The sequence below is a fragment of the Williamsia muralis NBRC 105860 genome (genome assembly GCF_001598915.1).
In the GTDB taxonomy this organism is placed as follows: domain Bacteria; phylum Actinomycetota; class Actinomycetes; order Mycobacteriales; family Mycobacteriaceae; genus Williamsia; species Williamsia muralis.
Genome location: NZ_BDAP01000001.1, coordinates 1,050,993 through 1,075,168, shown reverse-complemented (window position 1 = coordinate 1,075,168; position 24,176 = coordinate 1,050,993). Strand labels below are relative to the sequence as shown.

Genomic DNA, 24,176 nt, shown 5'->3' with positions numbered 1-24,176 from the left:
CGCTGACAAGCCTTTCGACGACAACTGGCACTACGACGGTAACCCGTCGGCCGCCGAAAAGGAGTACAGCGGAAAAAGATTGGGTGTCTGTTCCTATCCGATGTCAGAGGGTTCGGTTGCGGACCAGCGTCCAGTGATTCCGGTGATCTGCCCGCCGATAGGACAGTTCGTCGAGAACGGTGAGAGCGATGGCCAGTCCCCGGCCACGCTCGGAGAACTCATCGGGAAGCTCGACCGTCTTGAGATCGACACGGGCCTGCTTCCCGTCGTCGGAAAACCTCGCCTGAATGCTGTCCGGCCGGAGCTCCAATTCGAGGCGGATCGACACCTGCCCACCATCGGTCTTCTCTGCGTGCTCGATGATGTTGGCCGCGATCTCGGCCAGCGCCAACTCGAATTGCATCGCGTCCATGTCGTCTACCGGCTCGGCTGTCAGCAGTTCGGACCACAGCTGGTGCACCCGTTCCACCGTGTCCGGTTGAGCGAACTCCTCGAGCACCCGCACGCCGGGCGGGTTGTCAGTCGGCATCGAATGCACTGTCCGCCGAGGGGTGTGAGCGCAGCACCCGATTGAGATTGGTCAACGACAACACCGACTCCACCTGCGTGGACGGGGCTGCGATCCGCAGATCACCGCCTGCCTGCCGCGCCACCTTCAAACCCGAGATGAGCGCACCGAGACCGGACGAGTCGATGAAATCGGTGGCCGACAAGTCGATGACGATCTTGGTCGACCCAGACTCCACGAGCTTGTGCAACTGCTCGCGCATCGCGGGGGCGGCGACCATGTTGAGCCTGCCCTCCGGCCGGAGTACCACGGCACCCCCAGAGGTGGTGCGCGTTTCGTAGCTGGTCATCATTCTCCTTCTGTGGTCGACCCGCGATAGCGGACCGCTTGGATCACGACACTGAGTACCACGAGGTCGAACAGCACCCAGAACAGATTCACACCGACACCGAGTACCGAGATCGAACCACGATAGAGCTGCACGATCCCGATCAGGGACGCCACCACCAACACGGTCATGGCGACGAGCTGGGGCCGGATGAGGTGCCACGGCACCGCCTCCTGGTCTTGCCGGGTCTTCGGCGTCACCGCGAAGCCCAGTGGGCGTTTGAAGTAGACATTGCGAAATGCCGTGGTGCAGGACTTGATCCACACCGGGAACAACGCCAGGCTGTATTGCTGCCCCCGCCAGGTGGACCTACCTCGCCCGATGATGAAGAACAGCAGCTGATTGAACAAGAGGAACGGGATCAACCGGACGAAGAAGTCGAAGCTCAACGCCTGCACGGGAAGTATGCCGAGGATCAGATAGATCGCCGGCGCAGCAATGTATGCGATGGCCGCGAACCCGGCGAGATAGCTCCACATGGTGGCCCAGTACATGAGCCTCTGCGGGATGCTCAAACCTTTTTGTATCAGCGGATTCTCCCGCAGCATCACCTGAATCGTGCCCTGCGCCCAACGAAGTCGCTGGGTGATCATCGTCTTGGCGTCCTCGGGTGCGAGTCCGAGCGCGAGCACCTCGTCGTGATAGGCCGACCGCCAGCCCATTCCGTGCAGTCGCATGCAGGTCGCCATGTCCTCGGTGACCGAGATCGTCGCCAGCGGCAGCATCGGCTGCGCTTCGTCGTCGCGCCCGACATCCACCGCGCGGATCATCGCCCGAATGGACTCGAGAGCGCCCAGTGGTGACCAATCACGACCGGCCAAGGCCGCGAACGCATCTTCGTCGAGAGGCGCTGCGCCCGACTCCTGCTCGGCCAGTTCGTTGAGTGCGGCGATCGCCTCGAGGTCGGCCCGCATCATCTCCATGTCGGATTCGACCAGCCCTCTCGCGGCCGCGTCGACCCGCTGCTGGAAGTCGTATGTCACGTCGGCCAGGGGCTTCTTCGCCTTCAGATCGGCCCGGGCGATCCGAACGGCCTCGTCCACCGCATCCAGCGCGACGATTGCCTCGGGGTTGTCGTCTTTCACCTGTTTGCGGGTCTTCTTCAGGACCGCTTTCGCTGCGCGCAGCGATTCCTCGATGCCCTCTTCGATGGCACGCACATATCCGGTGATGCCGAGTTGCATCAGGGCCTCACGCCGCAACACCGCGTTGGAGCCACAGAAGAACGCAGCATTCCAACCGTCCTTGCCCTGCTGGATCGGTCCGTAGAACAAAGGTGCCTGGCTGCCGAGTGGATCGTTCGGCGGCACGTTGACGAAGTACTGCGGCGTCTGCACCAACGCCATCTTCTCGTCCTTGAAGTAGCCAAGGGTTCGGTCGAGGATCTGCGGCTCGGGGATCTGGTCGGCGTCGAGGATGAGGATGAACTCCCCGTCGGTCTGCAGCAGCGCGTTGTTGAGGTTGCCGGCCTTCGCGTGCCGTGGCTTGTCGACCCAGCTCTCGGTGCGGGTCAGATAGCCGATGCCGTTCTCCTTGGCCATCTGCGCGAGCTCCGGGCGGTCGCCGTCGTCGAGAATCCATGTGGTGTGCGGGTATTCGACCCGCACAGCGGCATTGGCCGTCTCCATCACCATCTCCAAGGGCTCGTTGTAGGTGGTGATGAAGATGTCGACCGTTGCCCCCTCGGGTGGGTCGCCCGGATCGCCGCGCCTGCGCAGCCGCCACATCGTCAGACCGAACAGCAACGAGTCGATCAGGCTGTACGTCTCGGCGATCACCAACGGGACGGCGATCCACCACGCCTCCCAGTTGATCGAGGCCAGCCACCGCCACACCACGTAGTTGATGCCGAGGATGGCGGTCACCACGATCAGCAGGCGCAACCAGGGTGATGGAGTGGTACCGAGGTCGGGTTCGGTCGCGACGCGGCGATGCGTCATCCGGCGTCGTCCCGGCGCACCGCCACCATCGTGACGTCGTCGAGCGGCGCGCTTGCGTTGGCCAAGGCCGTCACCGCGGCACACAGCGACCTGGAGTCGGGGTGTTGCCGAACGAACTCCTGCACCGTCTCGGTCTCACTGTCTTCGGACAGGAGATCGAGAAGCCCGTCAGAGACGATCACAAGGGTGTCCCCCGGTAGCAGAGTCGTGGTGTCGGATTTCCACGAATCCCGGGGCAGCACACCGAGGGGCAGACCACATCCGGGTAACGACTCCACGCTGCCATCAGCCCGGGCAACCAGCGCAAGGCCGTGCCCGGCATCGATGTACTCGACCCGGCCGGTCGATGCGGTCAACCGGCCGTGGAACAGTGTCACAAAGCTCTCGGTCTCGGCGAGGTCGCGGTCGAGATGACCCGCGACCATCGTCACGGCCTCGGCGGGACTGATCCCAGGGTTCACGTCGTCGAGGGCCTGTGACGCTCCCCGCAAGGCAGCCCGCACACTTGCTGTGAGGATCGCCGCGCCCAGTCCTTTACCCATCACATCGGCGACCGTGAACATGGCACCGCCGTCGAGCAGGTAGTGGTCGTAAAAGTCGCCGCCGACCGCATAGGCCGGCTTGCACATCGAGACAACCGAGTAACCATCGACGCCTTCGAGTGGCGGTGGCAGCAACTGACGTTGTACCTCGGCCGCTCGATCCAGGTCGTCGGCGCGCTCGAGCTCCCGCTGGGCCCACGCAGCGAGCTCACGGAATGTCGCCTGCTGGGATTCGTCGAAAGTTCGCGGCTTCGTGTCATAGACGCAGAACGTCCCGACCGGCTGATCACCCGGGCCGTACAGGGGGTAGCCGGCGTAGAACCTCACGCCGCCATCACCACCGACGCCGGGAAGCGCGGCGAACTCCGGTACCCGTTCGAGGTCATCGACGATGAGCGCCGGGTCGGCCGGCTGGGTATACATACGTGCCACCGTGGTCTGACACACAGTCTCGGCCCTCGGCACCTGAGTCAGCGGCAATCCTTCGACCATCTTGAACCACAACCGGTCTCGATCGAGCAGCGCGACCGAAGCCATCGGTACCCCGAAGATGAGCCGGGCCATCCGGGTGACCCGCTCGAATCGATCCTCTGGCGGTGAATCGAGGATCTGGAGCTGGTCGAGAGAGCGCAGACGCTTCTCCTCGACTTCGGGCGGGAGGACGAGCTGGATCTCGGCGATCTCGGTGTCGATACTCATCGGTTCAACGCTTTCTGCAGTGCTTCGGTCATCGCCGCTGCTGATCCGGGAGAACTCTCGATCCTCCAGTCGGCCTCTTTGTTGTAGTCGAACCACACAAATCCTGAGACGTTTGCTGCTCCTCCCAGATAAGCGACGAGGTCTTTGATCCAGTCGGGTTTGGAACCACCTTGCTCCGCGCTGCCGACCTCGGTGACAAGAATGGGTTTGTCGGCGGCGACGTCTCGGATCTGGTCCAGAGATTCCCCGAACAAGTCCTCCGGCGCGGTCCACTTTCCATCGGGGATCGAGGTGCCCCAGTTGTATCCATCCACCCCGATGACGTCGACCACATCGTCACCTGGATACCAGTCCGCCAATTGTTCGCCGGCGAGAACAACATTGGGCGCCCATATCCATCGGACGTTCTGCACGTTCTTCGTCGCGAAGATGTTCCGTACATGCCGCCACGCCTGTACATAGGTTTGCGGAGAGGTGCCGCCGGCCGGGCTCCACGGATACCAGGTGCCATTCGGTTCGTGGGCGAAGCGCAGGTAGACCGGCTGGCCCCAGGCCGCCAATTCGTCGGCCCATCGATACAGGTAGTCGTCGTGGGCTCCCGAGATGATGGAAGCCATCGTGAAAGCAGACCGGTCGTAGCTGTCGCCGCCGAGATACTTCCAGGGTTCCCAGGTCACGATCGGGTCGGCGCCCGCGCCGCGCACCACATCGAGACCACCGATCGGAGGAGCCGCCGTGAAGTCGGAGAAAGCCAGCACGATGCTGGGCTGTTCACCGACCAGGCCGGCCACCGCGGCCACCTCTTCACCGGCCGACAAGCCGCCCGGAGTACCGACGCCGAACCGCAGACAGGTGTCCGCGGAATTGTCGAAAGATGTGGTGTCGACCGTGCATTGCGAATCGCTCGAACATGCGAACAGGCCGGTGGATGCCACCAGCACACTGCAGATCATCGCAGTCAACTGAATCGTCGGCGACGAACGCATGCACCACCCCTGTCGATGAGTACCGCCCACCGCGCTCGGCTACACGATTCGCGGGCGGCGTCCCTTTCCCCGACGAGACGCACGTGCCATTGTTCCTGATTTATCCCGATTAGGTATGGGCAACCCCCGGTCTACGGCGTGGCCGGCACGACCGCAATTTCGGCACCGAGTGCATAACCGGGGGCCAGCGGCAGCGAGTCGCCGCTCCAGAACCGGCCGGGGTCGAACCAATTCGGTTCTTTCTCGGTGGCGAGCAAACCCATTTCCTCGTAGGTCATCGCGACCACCTCGGCGCAGTATGCCGATTCCAGCCCGACCTTCGATTGTTTTGTCCCACGCCTCGCGGCACGTCGTCGGTCCGCCGAACTCCGCACCTTGTCGTCGAGTACCGGTACGCCGCGGGTGACGTCACTCATCGTCGGAACGCGCCCCTTGAACCATCGGCCGGCAAGCCGGGCAGTCGTCGGGAACGCGGTGCCGTCCATTCGAGCGATCACCTTGAGCAGCAGATCTTCTTGTTCCCGGGCCGCATACGGCGTCAGCTGCCGGATCCAGCATCGCTGACCGTACTTCTGCATCCACTGCTCGGCGGCCTCACGGGCGTCGTTAAGTTGCACGCCTCGATGGTTGGTGCCGGTCCACATGTCGGTGAGTTTGTTGCCCAACTCGGCGTGCCACATCAACGGCGGCAGGTCGTCGAGCGCGACCGCCATCGCCACATGGTTCACCGGACTGTTGGTGAGGGTCTGGATGGCGCGGTCGGGACCCGACCGCCCCCGGAACAGCCACACATCTCCGGTCCGGGTGGAGTCGAGCGCCTCGTCGAGCGAGATGGCCGCAGGCCGCTGGGAATGCACACGCAGAGCCTAAACGCGCCACGTCGACCCCCGCAGCATCACGGCGCCGGTACGCTCTACCGGTGCGCAACGCCTGGAAGTGGATCGGTTTGGCCGGTGTCGTAGGTGTCGCCGCAAGCGGAGTCCTGGTGCGGCGGGACGTCCGCCAGCGCAACGCCTATACGGCCGACGACATCCGGGCCCGCCTGCACCAGCGGTACGAGGAAGCCGAGGGCACCGCCCCGAACCGGTGACGTCAGTTGCTGTGCCGTCAGGCGAAACGGGCAGCGAGAGCTTCGAGTGTGCCGGTGATGCCGGAGCCGTTCTTCTTCTCGAAACCGAAGACCTCGAGCATCTTGGGCGACTTCGCACTGCTGTAGTCGAACGTCTCGGTGACCTGCGTGGTGTCGGGGCCGAGCGACGAGAACTCCCACCGCCACTTGTGACCCAGCGGATGCTGCCACTCCACCAGCTTGTCGTCCTCGAAGCCGGTCACGGTCGAGGTGATCTTGTACGGGAGTCCGTACTGCTTCATGCCGACGCTGAACTTCGCGCCCCGGCTCAGCCGGTCGGGTCCTTTGACCGGGGTGTCGCGGACTGTGCCCGATCCGTCGAGTTCGGGGTGCCGGTGAGGGTTGGCGACCAGCGCGAAGACCTCGGATACGGGTGCCTTCACCACCACCTGCCGGGCGATCTTGCGGGGGCCGGAGTCAATTGTTGTCACAGTTGTATCTGCCATGGCGCCAACGTACGCCGCGACCACTGGTCGATGCGCGTCGAACGCATTCTCAGAGCGGGTATTTCGTCCCGGTCTCACGTTCGGCGGCACGCCACAAATCGCCGGCCAGGTCGTAGTCGCAGGCGGTGGACGATCGACCGGACAGCACCGGCGACCCTTTCAGCGCCCAGAGCCCGTCCATCCCCACGTAGCTGCCTGGTGGAATCGGTTCGGTCAGGCAGTAGAGCGTGGACGCTGCGCCGGCATCGATGTCGTTGGCGACGAGGGTCGCTGCGGCCTTCACCACCTTGTGTACCGGACCCAGCCGGGGCTTGTTCGAGATGTTGGACGCCACCCAACCAGGCTGACTGAGCATCGCCGTGGTGGGAGAACCACTGTGGCGCAACCTCTTGTCGAGTTCGAGGCCCCACAACATCACGGCCAGCTTGGACCGGGCGTAGGCGCGGGGCGGCGACCACCGTGCGCTGCGCAGATGCAGGTCGTCGGGGTCGATGGTCGCCGATCGGTGTGCGTCTGAGGCCACCAGGACGATCCGTTCACGAATCTGCGGCAGCAGCAGGTTGGTCAGGGCGAACGGTCCGAGGAAGTTGGTGCCGATGGCGGTCTCGAATCCGTCGCCGGTGTCAGCGCGTGTCGTCGGGACCATCCCGGCGTTGTTGATCAGGACGTCGATCGGCCCGTCGAGGTTCGCCGCGGCATCGCGCACCGACGAGAGGTCGGCGAGGTCGAGTCGGACCACCTCGGTGTCGCCGCCGATCTCCACCGCGCGCCGGGCACCGAGTTCGGCATCACGGACCGCCAGGACCACACGCGCCCCGGCACCTGCGAGTGCTCGGGCGGTGGCGAATCCGACCCCGTTCGTGGCCCCGGTGACCACCACCCGTTTGCCCTTCACGACACCGAGCCGGTCGGGTAGCCACTGTGTTGCCATGGCGTCGACCGTATCCCGCAACACCACCGGTGGGCTCGGTTTGGTCCCTGCGCCGACACACCGGGGCGGCCGATACGGCACAGTGAATCCATGAGCGTGAACAACACGAGGGGCGACGGCGACCTCGGATTGAGCCCGGACGCGGTCCGCCAGACCATCGTCGACCGTCTCGACGGTTTCGACCACGCCACCGCCGACCTCACCGAAGGCGTCCGGGCCGCCGCTGTGGCGATCGCGGTGACCAGTCGCGACGGCGAGTACGGCATCTGGCTGACCAAACGTCCTTCGCGGATGCGCGAACACCCCAGCCAGTTCGCGCTCCCCGGCGGACGTCTCGAGGCCGGCGAAACCCACGCCGATGCAGCGTTACGCGAAATGCACGAAGAGCTCGGCGTCCACGTCGATCAGACGCAGGTACTGGGCCGCCTGGACGACTACGCCACCCGATCGGGGTACGTGATGACCCCGATCGTGTGCTGGGCAGGCCCCGACCGCGAGACCAATCCGAACCCCGGCGAAGTGGCCCAACTGTTCTTCATCCCGATGTCCGACCTGATGGTGACGCCGCGGTTCATCAGCATCCCGGAGTCGGACAAGCCGGTCATCCAGCTCCCGCTGGTGGGATCGCTGGTGCACGCACCCACGGCCGCAGTGATCTACCAGTTCGCCGAAGTCGTGTTGGCAGGACGCCACACCCGGGTCGACGGGTTCGAGCAGCCGGTGTTCGCATGGCGTTGATCCGGGTGCCCAGAACCGGCTGTACCCCTCGTCACCATGAGGTTTCCGCACAGCACCGAAAGGGTAGGCGAACATCGTGACCGCACCGCTGAAGACTTCATCGTCCAGTTCGATCATCCGGGACCTGCCGAAGCCTGCCGGTCCTCTCTCGGCGGCGGTCGTCTCGGCGTTGTCCCGCGATCCCGAGACATCCACGTCGCTGCTCTCACTCGACGACTCCGCCTATGACACCGAACCGTACGGTCGTGATCTCCAGCTGGCACTGTACGTCTGCTACGAACTGCATTACCGCGGGTTCATCGGAGTCGACGACGCCTGGGAATGGAACCCCGAACTCCTCCGGCTGCGCGGCCGCCTGGAGAAGAAGTTCATGAATGCATTGCGCGCCGACGTGGAGCCGGGCGACAACGCCACCGCAGAGATCGAGGCGCTCTCTATCGAGACCCCGGACGGCAGCGGACCTTCGTACTACTTGTGCGACGTCGGGACGTGGCATCAGCTGCAGGAGTACTTCGTGCACCGCTCGGTGTACCACCTGAAAGAAGCCGATCCCCATGCGTGGGCGATCCCCCGCCTCACGGGCCAGGCCAAAGCGTCGTTTGTCGCCGTCGAATTCGACGAGTTCGGTGGCGGTCGCGGCGAGAACGTCCACCAGCAGCTGTACGCCGACCTACTCGATGCCGCCGGCCTCGACTCCGACTACCTCGCTTACCTGGAGATCGTCCCCGGCGAGTCCCTGGCGCTGGTCAACCTGATGTCGATGCTCGGGCTACACCGATCGTTGCGGGGCGCGGTGGTCGGGCATTTCGCGGCCACCGAGATCACGTCCTCGCCTGGTTCACGCCGGCTGGCGCAGGCTCTCGAGCGTCTCGACGCGCCAGACGAGTGCATTCGGTTCTACCGCGAACACGTGGAGGCCGACGCCGTTCACGAGCAGGTGCTGCGCCACGAGGTGGTCGGTGACCTGCTGGCACGGGAGCCCGAACTCGAATCCGACGTGGTCTTCGGGATTCGCGCATTCGACTTCCTCGAGGAGAAACTCGCAGCGCTACTGATGAAGAGCTGGACCGAAGGAAAGTGCTCGCTGCTCGAACCGATCAGCTGATCAGATCCGGTCTTCGCGACGCACGATCTTCTTGCGGCCGCGATGACTGGTGTCGCAGAGCGGGTATGTCTTGCTGCGCTTACACGCGCACAGAGCGACCATGAACCGATCAGAATTGACGGTGCTGCCGTCGGGCATCTCGATACTCACCGGTCCTTGAACCATGATGGGGCCACCCTGCACCACCCGGATCACCCGGCGATCGCCGCCTCTTCCCCTGTCAGGAACGGTTCCCTTGTCAGGAACTGTCATCGCCCACCGGCGGCCTTGTGCGCCCGGACGACCACGAGTTCTTCTTCGCGGCAACCGGGTTCGAGCATGCCCAGGGACTCGAGCCAGCGCGCATTCTGCATCAGGACCGGCCCGAACGGAATGCGTTCGCGGGCAACGACGTCGGCGTTGAGGCCACCTGCACGCAGTTCGACCAGCGAACTCTCGGTGTCGGCGAACTCCGACTGGACGATCATGATCGTGCCGTCGTCGGCAAGCAAGTCCGGGGCCGCGACGCACAGCGGGTCGAGCAACGTGCGGCCATCGCGGCCACCGTGCCATGAATGTGTCAGTCCCACAGTCGCTGTCGAGAGACGGTCTGCGGGTACGTAGGGCGGGTTCGAGACCACGAGGTCGAACGGGCCGGCTTCGAGCGCCTCCTCCAGCGAACCGAGCCGTGCGTCCACGACAAGTCCCTGTGCCTCCGCGTTGTCGAGAGTGCACTGCACTGCCTTGGGCGAGATGTCGTACGCGACGACTTCGGCGGCACCGATCCGTGCGGCCGCGACGGCGAGCACACCACTTCCCGTGCACAGATCGAGCACCCGTCGCCCCTGCACCATTCCGAGACCGGCCATGGCCGCGAGCAGCAGTCGCGAGTCCTCCTGCGGCTTGTACACGCCGTTCGGCACCTCGATGGCCTCCAAGGCCGCCACGGCCTCGTCGACAGGGTCCGACACGTAGTTGGCAAGCATCGGGACACCCCGAACTGGCAGCATTGTCATGTTGTGGGCCTTTGCGGTCTCGAGGCCGCCGACGCTGATCGCCGTGGCCGCCATGGGTCTCTTATGCCCCCTACCTGTGGGCGGTAAACACACCGTGCGCTTTGCCGTCCGAGCATATTGCCCCGAACGGCTCGACATTCCCGTTCCGGGGTGACCGGCAGCCACCGAGTCATCCGGGCGTTTGCCCACATCGGCCGTCGGGTAACTGCCCTGGGACAGCGCCACCTCCCCCAAGTGATGAAGGAGCGCGATGAAGGTTTCCGACATAGCCGGCCTTCCCATTCAGGCAGGCGCCGCTCTCCGGGGCGCTCGCCTTTTCCATCCCGACGGCGTGCTCGCAAAAGGCACCCTCACCAGGATGGCCGCCGACGGTGTCGGGTTGCCGATCGCCGATTCCGACGTGGTGGCCCGGGTGTCCAAAGGTGTCGGGATGCCCGGAACGGTTCCCGATGTGCTGGGCCTTGCCATCCGGATGCCGCCGCATCCAGGCGACCATGCGCCGTGGGACGTGCTGCTCGCCAGCGCGGCCGGCACCAATCCGATCGCCAGGACCATCCCCTTCCCCGCTCGCGCCCTCGGAAGCGCCGTCCTCTCCTCCCTGCAGCCGCTGCATCACGACGGTGGGAGCTGGTGGCTCCGGGCACGGGTTGCGCCGGAGACACCGCAGGCCAGCGTCTCCCTGGAGAACTTCCACAAACAGATCAACGGTGCCGGCCTGGTCTTCGACATCGAGCAGGCCCACGGCACGGGGCCTTTCAAGCCGCTCGCCCGGTTGACGCTCTCCGAACCTGCCGATGAGGCCGACTACCCGAACATCGGTTTCGATCCCACGGTGAACACCACCAGAGACGTTGATCCCGAACCCAACTGGCTATCAGGTACCCGTAAGCTCGCCTATCGTTACAGCCGCAAGGGGCGTGCCGCCGAAGGGTGAGGTGAGCACGGCAATCTGGTCGAGTCGCGAAGGGGCCGAAGAACATGTCGTTGGACCAGGAGAAAACCGGCACCTCGGAACATCGCCTCCCTGCACTCGACCGCTTCTTCAAGATCACCGAGCGCAACTCGACACTCTCGCGGGAGATTCGCGGCGGTCTCGTCACCTTCTTCACGATGGCCTACATCGTGGTCCTCAACCCGATCATCATCGGCGGGGTACCGGGCAACTCCAAGAACACCGACGTCCTCGGAGACGTTCTCCCCCTTGCACAGGTTGCGGCCGTCACCGCTCTGGTCGCCGGCATCATGTCCATCATCTTCGGACTGGTCGCGAACTATCCGTTCGCGATCGCAGCCGGCCTGGGAATCAACAGCCTGCTCGCGGTGTCGATCGCGCCGCAGGTCACCTGGGCCGAGGCGATGGGGCTTGTCGTCATCGACGGCATCATCATCGTGGCGCTGGCCGTCACCGGATTCCGGACCGCGGTGTTCCGGGCCGTCCCTGCAGAACTGAAGGCCGCGATCGCGGCCGGCATCGGATGTTTTATCGCCTTCATCGGCCTGGTGGATGCCGGCTTCGTCAAACGCATCCCCGACGCGGCGGGCACAACCGTGCCGGTGAGCCTGGGTATCGACAACTCCGTGGCCACCTGGCCGACCCTGATCTTCGTCTTCGGCGTGCTGCTCATGGGTGTCCTGGTGGTGCGCAAGGTGCGGGGCGGTCTGCTCATAGGCATCGTGATCACCACTGCGGTCGCCATGATCGTGCAGACCTTCACCGACCTGGGGCCCTCGGTCACCGACACCAAGGGCTGGAATCTCAACGTGCCCGACTGGCCGTCATCCGTCGGAGGAATGCCCGACCTCGACCTCGTGGGCGACGTCGACCTCTTCGGGGCGTTCACCCGCATCGGCGTGCTCTCGGCGTCGGTTCTCGTGTTCGCACTGGTGCTCTCCAACTTCTTCGACGCCATGGGCACGATGACCGGCCTCGGCAAAGAGGCCGAGCTCGCGGACAAAGACGGCAATCTGCCGAACATCGGCAAGGCCCTTGTGGTCGAGGGCGCCGGGGCCATCGCCGGTGGCGCCGGGTCGGCATCGTCGAACACCGTGTTCGTCGAATCGGCGTCGGGCATCGCCGAAGGCGCCAGGACCGGTTTGGCGAACGTCGTGACCGGGGTCCTGTTCCTGGTCGCCATGTTCTTCACGCCGCTGTACTCGGTGGTGCCGCTCGAGGCCGCCGCACCCGCCCTGGTGGTGGTGGGCGCGTTGATGATCGCGCAGATCCGTACCGTCGACCTCACCCGGTTCGACTACGCGCTGCCCTGCTTCCTCACCATCGTGGTGATGCCCTTCACCTACTCGATCGCCAACGGCATCGGCGTCGGTTTCATCACCTGGGTGGTGCTCGCGTCCGCACGGGGCAAGATCCGGTCGATCCACCCCTTGCTCTGGCTGGTGGCCGCGCTGTTCGCCCTGTACTTCGCCAAGGAACCCATCGAAGCGCTCATCGGGTAGCTCGCTGCCGGGCCGCATGGCCAATTAGTTGGCAGCGGTAAACTATTCCCGATGCAACTCCCGGTGATGTTCTCGTCTCTCGGGGTACGCAACTACCGTCTCTGGGCCGGCGGGCAGGTGGTCTCGCTGGTCGGAACCTGGATGCAGCGCATCGCCCAGGACTGGCTGGTACTGGAACTGTCCGGTGGCAGCGGCGTTGCGGTCGGCATCGTCATGGCCTTGCAATTCGGCCCCACGGCCATCGTGTCGCTACCCGCCGGAGCGCTGGCCGACCGGTTCGACAAACGCAAACTCCTCATCGCCACCCAGACCACCATCGCGTTGTGTGCCCTGATCCTCGGGGTGCTCGATGTGGCGGGGATGGCAACTCTGGCCTGGGTGTACATCCTCTCGTTCGCCTTGGGGTGCGTCTCGGCGATCGATGCGCCGATCCGGCAGTCGTTCACCATCGAGATGGTGGGCGCAGAGCAGTTGCCCAACGCCGTGGCACTCAATTCGCTGACGTTCAATCTCGCCCGGATCATCGGACCTGCCGTGGCCGGGCTCCTGATCACCTTGGTGGACACCGGCCCGGTCTTCCTCATCAATGCGGTCACCTCACTGGCGGTGTTGGCCGGATTGTTCGCGATGCGCACCTCGGAGCTGATCCGCTCCGCCCGCGCCACCACGGACCGCTCGATCCGCAGTGGGGTGCGCTACGTGCGCCGCAACCGCCACCTCGTCGTGGTCCTCGCGACGGTGTTCGTCGTCTCCACCTTCGGCCTGAACTTCCCACTCTCGCTTGCGCTCTTGACCGCGAACACCTTCGAGGGAACTGCAGGCGGATACGGTCTGCTGTCCACGATGCTGGCCGTGGGCACACTCAGCGGAGCACTGGTGGCAGCCCGCCGGACGAAACCGGCACGGCTACGGCACTTTCTGGCCGGCGCCCTCGCGTTCGGTGTCTTCGAGGTCGTCGTCGGTGTGATGCCGACCTTCTGGCTGGTGGCAGTGGTCCTCATCCCGGTCGGTGTCGCCAACATCATGTTCACCACCTCGGCGATGAACATCATGCAGCTGTCGGTCGATTCGCAGATGCGCGGCCGGGTGATGGGCATCTACATGCTCTGTTTCCTCGGCGGCACGCCGATCGGCAGCCCCTTGCTGGGCTGGCTCGCCCAGGTGACCGATCCGCGCGCACCACTGATCGTCGGTGGTGCGATCAGCGCGATCGCCGTGGCGGGGTGCGGACTGCTGCTGATGCGCGCCGGTCACATGCGGCCTTCGCTCGACCACGGCCGGGTGGTGTTGTCCTCCCACGAGTGAGGCAGGCGTTCCACCAGCAAATTGCACACACGGCCGGCGTTCGGTGCCATTCTGGATGGATGATCGACATCGAACGACCCAAGATCGAAGGCTCCGTGGCGGTCGGTGAGGGACGCCGGATCGGGTTCGCCGAGTTCGGTTCCGCGACCGGCCGAGCTGTGTTCTGGCTCCACGGCACGCCTGGCGCCAGGCGGCAGATCCCAATCGAGGTCCGCGATCTCGGCGAAGCGGAGAACATCCGGATCATCGGTCTCGACCGGCCCGGCGTCGGGTCTTCGACCCCGTACAGCTACCCCAACGTGCTCGCCTTCGCCGACGATCTCGCCACCGTCGCCGACACCCTCGGCGTCGACAAGTTTGCGGTCATCGGCCTCTCCGGCGGAGGCCCCTACGCGCTGGGCGTGGCCCATGCGATGCCCGACCGAGTGGTCGTCGCCGGCGTACTCGGCGGCGTGGCACCCGCCGTCGGGCCCGACGCGATCGGTGGGGGCGCCATGGAACTGGGCAAGTTCCTCGCACCCCTGCTGCAGACGGCCGGGGCTCCGATCGGTCGGGTTGTCAGTTCGGTCGTGCGAGTGGCACGACCGGTTGCCGGGCCGGCCATCGGTCTCTACGGACGACTGTCCCCCGCTGCCGACCGCGAACTGCTCCAGCGCCCCGAGTTCAAAGCGATGTTCCTCGACGATCTCCTCAACGGCGGACGCCGCCAGATGGAGGCCCCGTTCGCCGATGTTGTTGTCTTCGCCCGCGATTGGGGATTCACGGTCGGCGACGTGACCGTCCCGGTGCGCTGGTGGCACGGCGACCACGACCACATCATTCCGCACAAGCACGGCGAACACGTGGTGCATCTGCTGCCCGACGCCAAGATGTTCACCATGCCCGGTGAGAGTCATCTGGGCGGACTGGGCCTGGCGGTCGACATCCTCGGGGAGCTGATGGCGGTCTGGGATTCGGAGACCGCGCTCGACAAAAGGTGAACGACGTAGGGTGGTCTCTGGCGCCGACCGGGCGTCCGCGAGCGGAACAGGAGTGCCGAATGTCCGACTGGGTGCACAAGATCAAACAAGAAGCCAAGGAGTTCGTGGCGTCCGCGGAGCAGGAGTTCACCGTCCTCGAGGGCGTTGACGGAGTGGACCCGATGGATCGTCGCGCCGGTGACCCCGAAGCCCACGCAGCGGAGAACGCGGCGGCCTCGGACGAGCCCGAAGGCGCACCGAAGGCGGAGTGATCGGGCACCCGCCGAGCTCACACCGGGTACGGCAGGGTGTCACCACCTCTCTGGTCGAGCATCACCGTCATCACCGATATCTCGTCCGACTGCGACTTCACCATCCCGACCGCCGCGCGCCGGATGGCGGGTTCTCCAGCGGTCCGGGCCGCTTCTGCGGCCATGTCGATCGCCCCTTGGTGGTGCCGAATCATCAACTGCAGGAACAAGATCTCGCTCTGCACATCGTCGGCCGACGACATCCGGGTCAGTTCGTCGCCATTGGCCATCCCCGGCATCGTCGCCACACCCGCGGCGTGCTGATGGCCACCCGCTTCCATCCAGCTCATCGGACGCGTCGACTGCAGCGGTGCGTCGAGCATCTGTAACCAGCCCTGCATCTGCCCGATCTCGCGCCACTGCGCCTGCTCGATCTGGGCCGCGAGCGCCCGGACATCCGGCTGCGCCGTCGGCGCCAGTAGGTCGCACATCATGAGGGCCTGCTGGTGATGTGCGGACATGTCTTGTGCAAAGCCCACGTCCACGGCGGTCGCCGAATCACCGGCCGCCTGCGACTCCGGACCTCCGCGGTCGACCATCAACCCGATACCCAGCCCGACGACCAAGGCCACGACAACCGCGGTGATCAGCCACAACCGTTGGCCGACAATGACTTTCATCGGACCGGATACACCGCCGGATCGAGCGCCAGCGCCATGAACCCGTTGTCCATGCAGGTCACCCAGAGCTGATCGCCGTGGAACTCCGGTGGTGACAGACACCAGTCGGCCGAGAGATCGCCTCCGACGAGACGACTCTGATCGTTGATTATCCCGTCTACGGGGCTGTCACCCTGCAGCACTGCCCGGGCGACCGCCAGCGTGCCGATGATCGGCGGAGCCGCGATGGATCCGAGCAAGGCGTGCAGAGAGTTGCTCAACTCCCAGTTCTTGCCCGTCTGCGCGGGCGGGTTGAAGTACGCGATCTCCGCGATGTTGTCGGGGTCGCTGATGTCGAACACTCGGACGCCCGACTGGATCCACCCGCATGCCATCGCGGTCGGATCGACCGGACGATCCACCGAGCAGTAGTGGGCGTCGTAACCGAACGCGCCGTTGGCCGTGGTGCTCTGGGCCCACCTGTTGGCGTTCTTCGGCAGATTGATCGCCAACTTGATGGCGTTGCGCTGCTGAAGATCCGACGAGCGCGCGGCGTCGAACAACTTGACGCCACCCGAACCGCCCTCGTCGACGCTGAAGACGTGCGGCTGCCCGTCGTATGTGACGTAGATGCTGTGTTGAGTGATCTGACCATCGGCCCAGAGCTTTTCACCGACGTGCGGCATGAGTTCGGGCACAATCGTTCTCGGCGTGCGGTTCTGCACCGCCGAGACGTCGATCATCGTCAGTCCCAGAAGATTCGACAGATACATGGTGTTGCCGTCCGGCGAGAACCCGAGACCGTGAGCCTCGACACCCGTCACACCGGACCAGACCACCATAGGATCACGCGGATCGGTGATGTCGATGGCGCTGACGTAGCCGGGGGCAATGCCGGTGGCCCAGTAGGTGTTCCCGTCAGGCGAGAAGTCGCCCTCGTGGGTGGTGATCGGAATCGGCATCGACAGCTGGGACCCGGCGCCGGTGTTGAGCAACCGCGGGTGCGCGCAGTCGGTGGCGATGTCGTACACCGAGATGTAGCCGGCACCCTCGAGGATGCCCACCCCCGTGCCCACCAGGAGTCCACGTTCCTTGTTGACCTTCAACGACTCCCAGGTGCCGCCCACCATCGCCGGTTCGCTCAGCACATCCGTCATCCGTGGATTGGCCGGGTCGCTGACGTCGATCACCTGCACCCCGGGATTGGGTCCCAAGAAGTTGGTGGGGAAAGAAGAACCCGTGTACGAACAGTGACCGTAGGTGGCACTGACGATGCCGGCACCCTGCCCCTGATACTGACCGATCAGATCGATGTTGCAGTTGTATCCCTTGGTGCTGCGCCCGGACTTGCGGTCCGCCAAGGGCACCTCGCCCTGGATACCGGTCTCGACCTGATCCCCCGGTCGACAGTCCGCGACGTCCACCGCGGTCGGCCAGACGTCGATCAGGTCGTTGTACCCGGGCGGAGCGGCCGCCGAAGCCGGACCGACCGTAGCCGTTGCCATCGCCAGGACCGCACCGAAGATCACCGCGATCCGGACCGCGCCTTTGTTTCCCGCCCATGCGCCCACAACAAGCCCCCTCCGGCTTCATTGCCGTGCTTCGCGGGAGCGTAACGCCGCTCGGCTGCGACGAGGTGCGCTTTCGGGATTTTTCTGCGGTGTGGTGGTCAGCCCACGGGCAGGCTGTTCACCGCATCTACGAGCTGGTCGGACGTGGTGGCCTTGTCCACGGCGGAGAGCTCGATGTAGACGTCGGGCATACCGTCGACCGTCAGCGCCATCCATCGCGGCTCGTCCCCGCCGCCACCGCTGACCGCCCGCCCGTTCTGCCACGTTGTGCTGGTCACCCCGTCGAAGCCGCGGATGTCGTCCATCCGGCTCTCGAGTGCCTCGGGTGTGACATAGAAGTCGGTCCACAGGTCGTACTGCTCACCACCGGAGTCCAGGACACAGCGGAATCCCGCCTTGATGAACTGCTCGCCCGATCCGTCGGGCCCGTCACCTTCTTCCGGCGGCACGGCATCCATCCGCGTCTCGCATCGCATGCCGTTGTATCCCTGCTCGTCGGGTCCCGCCGGTAACAGCTCGGGCAACCGCTGGGCCGACTCCGCATACAGCCCCCACCCGGAGCCCACCTCGACCGACGCCGAAGCGCTCGGTTCGGACACGCGGCCCTTGTCGTCCACGGCCCGCACCCGGTACTCCACCCGGTCGCCGCCTGAAGGAGCCACCGCCGAGATGTCGGTGAACTCGGTGGCCGGGCCCGAGTACACCACCGCCTCACCGCGACTGAGCAGATAGGAATCGGCTCCTGACGCCGACTTCCAGCTGACTTTCACCACCGGCCCCTCGGCACTGGCCGTCACCGTCCCCGGACTCGACACCGAGTTGCCGGAACCCCGCACGAAGTAGGTGATGGTGAACGCGAGAACCAGCGCCACCACCCCGGCGACCACCAGCAGCGGCCATCCCCAGCGCTTCACAGCGGCAGCCTGTCCAGCAGGGCCACGGCGTCGGCGTCTTTGCCGCTCTCCATGGTGACGCTCAAGTCGTACACCTCACGATCGGAGTCGTCGAAGGCCAGGATCGCGGTACCCGCCCAGTCACTGGTCGGGCCGTTGCCCTGATAGAGGGTGCCGTCGGCGCCCTGATCGGTGGTCACCGATGACGTCTTCAGGTTGAGACTGTCCAGATACTCGTCGCGGACCTGACGAGACGGGAACTGCCGCAGCTGCACTGTGTAGGTGGCAGCGGCGTCGCGACAGAAGATGACGCCCGTCTTCGGGATCTCCGGGTCGACACTCCCCGTGCCGCCCCAGCACGCTTCTTGCCCGAAGGTGTCGGTGGACAACGGGCTCGGGCCGACGATCTCCCCGAAGGTGGACGCCATCTGTTCCAGACCGTGCCACCGTTGCGCCACCGCAACCTCGTCACTCGCCGGGCTATAGGACGATTCATCCCGGTCGCCCGATCGCGCCGACACCGTGTACGAGTACGTACCCGGCAACGGCATGGGTTGTGCATACTCGGTCTTGTCCCCGACATAGATGACCGAATCACCCTGCCGCAGAACGTACTCGGACGCGCCGTCCACCGCGGACCAACTGATGTCCACGGACTCTGCGGCCAGTTCGACGGCAGGCTTCTGCGGCGCGGCCAGCGCACTGCCGCCGCCGGTGATCAGCATGCCGGCAATCAGACCGAGCACCACCGCGAGCACCACCACCGGCCCGGCGAGCATCGCAGGGCGGGTGAACCACGGGCTGTTCGGCGTCGGGGCCGCGCCAGGTCCGGCGCCCGCGTAGGCCGGACGTTGTCCACTTGACGCCATCCCCGGGTATCCCTGGCCCGCCCCCTGATACGGGTTCGACTGATAGGGAGACGACTGATACGGGGACGAGTTCGGGTGTGACGACTGGCCCGGCGACGAATGACCGGGCGACGACTGACCCGGCGACGAATGCTGGGGAGTGAAGTGCTGCGGTGACGAATGCTGTCCCGGTTGATAGGGATTCGACGGCACGTGCCCGGGCGTCGCGGCCGGAGGGAAGGTGGTGGCAGCTGCCGACCGCGGGGCATTCGTCTGCGGCGTACCGGGTTTGACCGGGATGGGCACAAAAGCGTTCTGCGCACGCGTGCTCTGCGGCGCCCCACCGCCCTGCAGCGCCTCCAGTGCGGCATCGGCCAGCTCGCGGGCGCTGTCGAAACGGTCAGCGGGTTTCTTGGCCATCGCCCTTGCGATCACCGAAGCCATCGCCGCCGGGACCGCGGGATTGACGGCGGCCGGGTTCGGCGGGGCGTTGAACATGTGCGCCGCCATCAGGCCTTGACTGGTGGGAGCATCGAAAGGTGCTGTAGCGGTGAGTAACTCGTAGAGCGTGCAGCCCAGCGCGTACACGTCGGCACGGTGGTCGATCTCCTCGCCGCCGATTTGTTCAGGGGCGCTGTACCGCAGCGTGCCCACCGTCATCCCCACCGACGTGAGACTGCTGTCTGTCTCCTGCGCCATCCGCGCGATGCCGAAGTCGGTGAGCTTCACCGCATCCGGGTTCATCGGATCGGCACCTGGCGTGATCAGGATGTTCCCGGGCTTGACGTCACGGTGCAGCAGCCCCTTGCGGTGCGCGTAGTCCAGCCCGTCGGCGACCTCGGAGATGATCTGCACCGCAAGTCGCGGATGCAGCGGGCCGTCGATCAACATGTGCGCCGCGTCGGTACCCGACACGAACTCCATCGCAATCCACAGCTGACCCTCGTGAGTACCCCGGTCCAGCACATTCACCAGGTTCGGATGACTGAGTGGGGCGACCAGATCGGCTTCCCGCTCGAACCGAGCCCGGGTGTCGGGGTCACCGCCGTAGGTGTTGTTCAGCAACTTGATGGCATCGGCTCTGGGCAACCGGGGGTGCTGAGCCTTGTACACCTCACCCATCCCGCCGCGGCCGAGCAGCTCCAGAATTTGATAGCCACCGATGTAGGAACCGATCGCCACGCTCATCTCATGCCCTTCCAGCTCTCACCCACGGTCGGTGAGCTGAGCAGATAGTAGCCACCACCGGCTGGGGCGGACCAGATCTCGGAGCCGATTACACCGTCTGACCGATCACGCCAAAACAGCCCGCGTGGCACTGTTCGGCAAATACGCTCAGCGCCATGAAATCTGACGTTGTCCGGGTACTGGTCTGTGTCGCGGCGGTGGGCGCCGCGGTGTCTGCGGGCGCGGGTGCCGCTTCCGCCGCCCCCACCGAGACATGCACTGCGGCCGATCGGGTGGCCGGCGCCCAGACCTACCTCGATGCGCTCGTCGACCCCTCGTACGCCTACGACGTCCCCCTTGCCGACGACGTGGTCCGATTCGAGAACGGGCTGCAGACCGGGTTCTCCGGCGATGTGATGAAGGCCGAACTCGCTCTGCATCTGCAGTACAGCGGCATCACCTCGCTGGACAACGAACAGTGGTCGGGCAGCGGCGACTCGGTCCGGGTGATCTACGACCTCGAATACGGAGTCGGCGACCTCAATCTGGCCGATGCCACCGTGGACGAGACCTTCCGGTTCAACGCCGATTGCCTGATCCAGCGCATCGACGCGACCATCACCATCGCCCCCGGTGACGGATTCTGATGGGGCGCTTCAGTCGCGCCGAACTCGAGAGCGAGTTCGCCAGGTTCGAGAAGATGGTCGAGCAGGTTGCCGAAACCCACGACTGGAACCCCTGGGCCGAGCAGTTCACCGACGATGCCGACTACGTCGAACACGCCATGGGCACCTTCAAGGGGCGCGAAGAGATCCGGACCTGGGTGATCAAGACCATGGGCCGATTCCCGGGCAGTCACATGGTCGCCTTCCCGGCACTGTGGCATGTGATCGACGAGGAGACCGATCGAGTGATCTGTGAGATCGACAATCCCCTGCGCGACCCCGGCGACGGTTCGTTGTTCACGGCCACCAACATCACGATCCTCACGTATGCAGGCGACGGGCTGTGGTCCAAGGAAGAAGACGTCTACAACCCCCTGGAGTTTGCTCAGGCAGCCAAAGCCTGGTGTCATAAGGCGCAGGAGCTGGGGAACCTGACCGACGAGGCCGGGCGATGGCTCGACACGGTGGGCAAGTACTTCTGAAGGATCGCTCGCCACCAATAATGGATTGGTAGTTCAGTTTTTCTGGGCGGATCCGCATCACGTCAGTAAGATGCACCACACACGGGGATCATCGGCGCACCCAGTTCGAGCAGTAACCAGGCCACCACTGACCAGCATCGATTCAGTGGCGCGAGGGTTTCGACACACCTTTGCGCCGGCGCGAAGAACTTGGGTGGCGGTAGTGCGTTCCCGTAGCCTGGACCCTTATCACGCCTAGCCGTTCTTGGAGGAATAACTAATGGCCCGCGAGTTGACTCAACTGGAGCTCTTGAAAGAACTGGAGCCGGTGGCCGAGGAAAACGTCAATCGCCATCTGCGCCTTGCCAAGGACTGGAACCCGCATGACTACGTCCCCTGGGACGAAGGTCAGAACTTCGCGGCTCTCGGTGGTGTCGACTGGGATCCGGAGCAGTCGAGGCTCGACGACGTGGCCAAGGCCGCGATGGTCACCAACCTCCTGACCGAGGACAACCTGCCGTCCTATCACCGCGAGATCGCGGAGAATTTCTCGATGGACGACGCGTGGGGCCATTGGGTCGGACGCTGGACCGCCGAAGAGAACCGCCACGGCATCGCGATGCGCGACTACCTCGTGGTCACCCGCGGCGTCGACCCCGTCGCACTCGAAGAAGCCCGCATGATCCACATGACCAACGGCTTCTCCTCACTCGCCACCGCGGGTGCACGCGCCGAGGAGCTCGGAGAGACCAGCGCAGGACTGCTGCGCTCGGTGGCGTACGTGACCTTCCAGGAACTCGCGACACGTGTGTCGCACCGCAACACCGGCAAGGCGTGCAACGACCCGATCGCCGACCGCATGCTCCAGCGCATCGCCGCCGACGAGAACCTGCACATGGTGTTCTACCGCAACATCTGCGGCGCCGGCCTCGACATCTCGCCCGACCAGACCATCCGAGCTATCTACGAAGTGGTCTCCAACTTCCAGATGCCCGGTCTCGGCATGCCGAACTTCCGTCGCAACGGCGTCCTCATGGCCAAGCACGGCATCTACGACCTGCGTCAGCACCTCGAAGAGGTCATCCAGCCCGTTCTGCGCAAGTGGAACATCTTCGAGCGCGAGGACTTCAGCGCCGAGGGCGAGAAGACCCGTGAAGAGCTGGCCGCATTCCTCGACAAGCTGGCCGCAGACACCATCAAGTTCGAAGAGATGCGTGACCGCGCGCTCGCTCGCGAAGCGGCCAAGCGCGAAAAGGCCCGCGCCGCCTCCTAGCGGCGACTTCTCGGAAAGGCCACATCCTGACCGCCCTGCTGCCAGACACGCGCACCACCCCGGCACTGTCCATCGGATCCATCGAGCTCTCCAGCCCGGTGGTCCTGGCTCCGATGGCCGGGGTGACCAACGTTGCCTTCCGCACGTTGTGCCGCGAACTCGAGCTCGCCCGGACCGGGACCGTTGCCGGTCTCTACGTCTGTGAGATGGTCACCGCCCGCGCTCTTGTGGAGCGCCACCCGGTGACCATGCACATGACCACGTTCGCCCCGGAAGAGAACCCGCGGTCGATGCAGCTCTACACGGTCGATCCCGAGTACACCTATGCCGCGGCCAAGATGATCGTCGACGAGAACCTCGCCGACCACATCGACATGAACTTCGGCTGCCCGGTGCCGAAGGTGACACGCAAGGGCGGCGGCTCGGCCATCCCCTACAAGCGCCGCCTGTTCGCCAACATCGTCGCCGCTGCTGTCCGCGCCACCGAGGGCACCGACATCCCCGTCACCGTCAAGTTCCGCATCGGAATCGACGACGAGCACCACACCCACCTCGACGCCGGTCGGATCGCCGCTGCTGAGGGCGCGAAAGCTGTTGCGCTGCATGCTCGTACGGCCTCGCAACGCTATTCCGGGAGCGCCGACTGGGACGAGATCGCACGACTCAAGGAGCACGTCACCGACGTGCCCGTCCTCGGCAACGGCGACATCTTCGAGCCCGCCGACGCCACCCGGATGATGAATCAGACCGGCTGCGACGGCGTGGTCATCGGTCGCGGATGCCTCGGTCGGCCATGGCTGTTCTCCGAACTGAGCGCCGAACTGAACGGACTGCCCACCCCGGCGGCCCCCACGCTCGGCGAAGTGGCGCAGATCATCGTCCGGCACGGACAGCTGCTCGCCGACCACCACGGCGAGTTCAAGGGCATGCGGGAAATCCGCAAGCACGTTGCCTGGTATCTGCGCGGTTTCCCCGTCGGCTCGGAGTTGCGCCGCGACATGGCCTTGGTCGAGACCGTCGATCAACTTGCCGACATGGTGGGCCAATTGCCCGCTGACGTGCCCTTTCCTCGCGACGGCCACGGTCCTCGCGGACGGCAGGGGTCGCCGTCGGCCGTGGCCCTCCCCCACGGCTGGCTCGACGACCCGGACGACGACTGCGTTCCCGACGGCGCCGAGGTCATGCATTCCGGCGGATAGCACGCCCAGTAGAAATACCGGATCCGGAAACCTCGGTTTCACGCTGCCGAACTCGAACACAAGA

The 24,176-nt window shown here is 65.1% G+C and carries 26 protein-coding genes; 12 read left to right on the top strand and 14 right to left on the bottom strand.

Annotated features, from left to right (window positions below; genetic code table 11):
• Nucleotides 1-103: 103 nt before the first annotated feature.
• The 6 genes from WIMU1_RS05195 to WIMU1_RS05170 all read right to left on the bottom strand — a co-directional run bounded on the left by WIMU1_RS05195 (nucleotide 104) and on the right by WIMU1_RS05170 (nucleotide 5,896).
• Entirely contained in the window at nucleotides 104-529 is a 426-nt protein-coding gene (locus tag WIMU1_RS05195) for an ATP-binding protein (protein ID WP_062795373.1), read from the bottom strand.
• A complete protein-coding gene (locus WIMU1_RS05190; RefSeq protein WP_062795372.1) occupies nucleotides 519-857 on the bottom strand; it encodes an STAS domain-containing protein in 339 nt (112 codons plus the stop codon). The genes WIMU1_RS05195 and WIMU1_RS05190 overlap by 11 nt, the downstream gene beginning before the upstream one ends.
• Complete coding sequence (locus WIMU1_RS05185) at nucleotides 857-2,836, bottom strand: glycosyltransferase (protein WP_062795371.1); 1,980 nt, start codon at nucleotides 2,834-2,836, stop codon at nucleotides 857-859. The genes WIMU1_RS05190 and WIMU1_RS05185 overlap by 1 nt, the downstream gene beginning before the upstream one ends.
• Nucleotides 2,833-4,077 carry a PP2C family protein-serine/threonine phosphatase gene (locus WIMU1_RS05180; protein ID WP_062795370.1) on the bottom strand — a complete coding sequence of 415 codons (1,245 nt, stop codon included), beginning with the start codon at nucleotides 4,075-4,077 and terminating at the stop codon, nucleotides 2,833-2,835. Before WIMU1_RS05180 ends, WIMU1_RS05185 begins: the two co-directional genes overlap by 4 nt.
• Complete coding sequence (locus WIMU1_RS05175) at nucleotides 4,074-5,063, bottom strand: glycoside hydrolase family 26 protein (RefSeq protein ID WP_062795369.1); 990 nt, start codon at nucleotides 5,061-5,063, stop codon at nucleotides 4,074-4,076. Before WIMU1_RS05175 ends, WIMU1_RS05180 begins: the two co-directional genes overlap by 4 nt.
• 131 nt (nucleotides 5,064-5,194) lie before the next feature.
• A complete protein-coding gene (locus WIMU1_RS05170; protein ID WP_062795891.1) occupies nucleotides 5,195-5,896 on the bottom strand; it encodes a hypothetical protein in 702 nt (233 codons plus the stop codon).
• 86 nt (nucleotides 5,897-5,982) lie between these two features.
• On the opposite strand from WIMU1_RS05170, the gene WIMU1_RS26350 reads away from it, so the two are divergent.
• Nucleotides 5,983-6,153 (top strand): hypothetical protein, encoded by a 171-nt coding sequence (locus tag WIMU1_RS26350; protein ID WP_165842540.1) that lies wholly within the window; start codon nucleotides 5,983-5,985, stop codon nucleotides 6,151-6,153.
• 17 nt (nucleotides 6,154-6,170) lie between these two features.
• On the opposite strand, the gene WIMU1_RS05165 is transcribed toward WIMU1_RS26350, so the two are convergent.
• Both WIMU1_RS05165 and WIMU1_RS05160 read right to left on the bottom strand, forming a co-directional pair.
• Entirely contained in the window at nucleotides 6,171-6,638 is a 468-nt protein-coding gene (locus WIMU1_RS05165) for an SRPBCC family protein (protein ID WP_062795368.1), read from the bottom strand.
• A gap of 49 nt (nucleotides 6,639-6,687) precedes the next feature.
• Nucleotides 6,688-7,569, bottom strand: coding sequence for an SDR family NAD(P)-dependent oxidoreductase (locus WIMU1_RS05160; RefSeq protein WP_062795367.1), 882 nt, complete (start codon nucleotides 7,567-7,569; stop codon nucleotides 6,688-6,690).
• A gap of 90 nt (nucleotides 7,570-7,659) precedes the next feature.
• Here WIMU1_RS05160 and WIMU1_RS05155 point away from each other — a divergent pair, with 90 nt between their 5' ends.
• On the top strand, nucleotides 7,660-8,307 hold the full coding sequence (locus tag WIMU1_RS05155) for an NUDIX hydrolase (protein ID WP_084247997.1): 648 nt from the start codon (nucleotides 7,660-7,662) through the stop codon (nucleotides 8,305-8,307).
• A 76-nt stretch (nucleotides 8,308-8,383) separates the two neighbouring features.
• Nucleotides 8,384-9,412 carry an iron-containing redox enzyme family protein gene (locus tag WIMU1_RS05150; RefSeq protein WP_084247996.1) on the top strand — a complete coding sequence of 343 codons (1,029 nt, stop codon included), beginning with the start codon at nucleotides 8,384-8,386 and terminating at the stop codon, nucleotides 9,410-9,412.
• Here WIMU1_RS05150 and WIMU1_RS05145 read toward each other — a convergent pair whose 3' ends face one another.
• Both WIMU1_RS05145 and WIMU1_RS05140 read right to left on the bottom strand, forming a co-directional pair.
• Nucleotides 9,413-9,664: a CDGSH iron-sulfur domain-containing protein gene (locus WIMU1_RS05145; RefSeq protein ID WP_062795366.1), complete on the bottom strand. Its 252-nt coding sequence runs from the start codon at nucleotides 9,662-9,664 to the stop codon at nucleotides 9,413-9,415. It lies immediately after the preceding gene.
• A complete protein-coding gene (locus WIMU1_RS05140; RefSeq protein ID WP_116917435.1) occupies nucleotides 9,661-10,377 on the bottom strand; it encodes a HemK2/MTQ2 family protein methyltransferase in 717 nt (238 codons plus the stop codon). Before WIMU1_RS05140 ends, WIMU1_RS05145 begins: the two co-directional genes overlap by 4 nt.
• A 280-nt stretch (nucleotides 10,378-10,657) precedes the next feature.
• Here WIMU1_RS05140 and WIMU1_RS05135 point away from each other — a divergent pair, with 280 nt between their 5' ends.
• The 5 genes from WIMU1_RS05135 (at nucleotide 10,658) to WIMU1_RS05115 (ending at nucleotide 15,397) form a co-directional block, all read left to right on the top strand.
• A complete protein-coding gene (locus tag WIMU1_RS05135; RefSeq protein WP_062795365.1) occupies nucleotides 10,658-11,341 on the top strand; it encodes a hypothetical protein in 684 nt (227 codons plus the stop codon).
• Between the two features lie 44 nt (nucleotides 11,342-11,385).
• Entirely contained in the window at nucleotides 11,386-12,861 is a 1,476-nt protein-coding gene (locus WIMU1_RS05130; protein ID WP_062795364.1) for an NCS2 family permease, read from the top strand.
• A gap of 66 nt (nucleotides 12,862-12,927) precedes the next feature.
• A complete protein-coding gene (locus WIMU1_RS05125) occupies nucleotides 12,928-14,166 on the top strand; it encodes an MFS transporter (RefSeq protein WP_051406473.1) in 1,239 nt (412 codons plus the stop codon).
• Nucleotides 14,167-14,225: 59 nt separating this feature from the next.
• Complete coding sequence (locus WIMU1_RS05120) at nucleotides 14,226-15,146, top strand: alpha/beta fold hydrolase (protein WP_062795363.1); 921 nt, start codon at nucleotides 14,226-14,228, stop codon at nucleotides 15,144-15,146.
• Between the two features lie 59 nt (nucleotides 15,147-15,205).
• A complete protein-coding gene (locus WIMU1_RS05115) occupies nucleotides 15,206-15,397 on the top strand; it encodes a hypothetical protein (RefSeq protein ID WP_062795362.1) in 192 nt (63 codons plus the stop codon).
• A gap of 17 nt (nucleotides 15,398-15,414) precedes the next feature.
• Here the strand turns inward: WIMU1_RS05115 and WIMU1_RS05110 are convergent, their stop codons facing one another.
• From WIMU1_RS05110 to WIMU1_RS05095, 4 genes are all read right to left on the bottom strand, one after another.
• Nucleotides 15,415-16,056, bottom strand: coding sequence for a DUF305 domain-containing protein (locus WIMU1_RS05110; RefSeq protein WP_062795361.1), 642 nt, complete (start codon nucleotides 16,054-16,056; stop codon nucleotides 15,415-15,417).
• Nucleotides 16,053-17,540, bottom strand: a complete 1,488-nt coding sequence (locus WIMU1_RS05105; RefSeq protein WP_243404663.1) for an LVIVD repeat-containing protein — start codon at nucleotides 17,538-17,540, stop codon at nucleotides 16,053-16,055. Before WIMU1_RS05105 ends, WIMU1_RS05110 begins: the two co-directional genes overlap by 4 nt.
• A gap of 164 nt (nucleotides 17,541-17,704) precedes the next feature.
• The gene (locus WIMU1_RS05100) at nucleotides 17,705-18,520 is read right to left on the bottom strand and encodes a hypothetical protein (protein WP_062795359.1); all 816 of its coding nucleotides are present in this window, start codon (nucleotides 18,518-18,520) and stop codon (nucleotides 17,705-17,707) included.
• Nucleotides 18,517-20,535 carry a serine/threonine-protein kinase gene (locus WIMU1_RS05095; protein ID WP_062795358.1) on the bottom strand — a complete coding sequence of 673 codons (2,019 nt, stop codon included), beginning with the start codon at nucleotides 20,533-20,535 and terminating at the stop codon, nucleotides 18,517-18,519. Before WIMU1_RS05095 ends, WIMU1_RS05100 begins: the two co-directional genes overlap by 4 nt.
• A gap of 155 nt (nucleotides 20,536-20,690) precedes the next feature.
• On the opposite strand from WIMU1_RS05095, the gene WIMU1_RS05090 reads away from it, so the two are divergent.
• From WIMU1_RS05090 to dusB, 4 genes are all read left to right on the top strand, one after another.
• Complete coding sequence (locus WIMU1_RS05090) at nucleotides 20,691-21,161, top strand: DUF8021 domain-containing protein (protein WP_062795357.1); 471 nt, start codon at nucleotides 20,691-20,693, stop codon at nucleotides 21,159-21,161.
• Nucleotides 21,161-21,661 (top strand): nuclear transport factor 2 family protein, encoded by a 501-nt coding sequence (locus tag WIMU1_RS05085; RefSeq protein WP_062795356.1) that lies wholly within the window; start codon nucleotides 21,161-21,163, stop codon nucleotides 21,659-21,661. Before WIMU1_RS05090 ends, WIMU1_RS05085 begins: the two co-directional genes overlap by 1 nt.
• Before the next feature lie 259 nt (nucleotides 21,662-21,920).
• The gene (locus WIMU1_RS05080) at nucleotides 21,921-22,913 is read left to right on the top strand and encodes an acyl-ACP desaturase (protein WP_023957269.1); all 993 of its coding nucleotides are present in this window, start codon (nucleotides 21,921-21,923) and stop codon (nucleotides 22,911-22,913) included.
• A gap of 38 nt (nucleotides 22,914-22,951) precedes the next feature.
• The gene (gene dusB, locus WIMU1_RS05075) at nucleotides 22,952-24,112 is read left to right on the top strand and encodes a tRNA dihydrouridine synthase DusB (RefSeq protein ID WP_255283870.1); all 1,161 of its coding nucleotides are present in this window, start codon (nucleotides 22,952-22,954) and stop codon (nucleotides 24,110-24,112) included.
• Nucleotides 24,113-24,176: the final 64 nt, after the last annotated feature.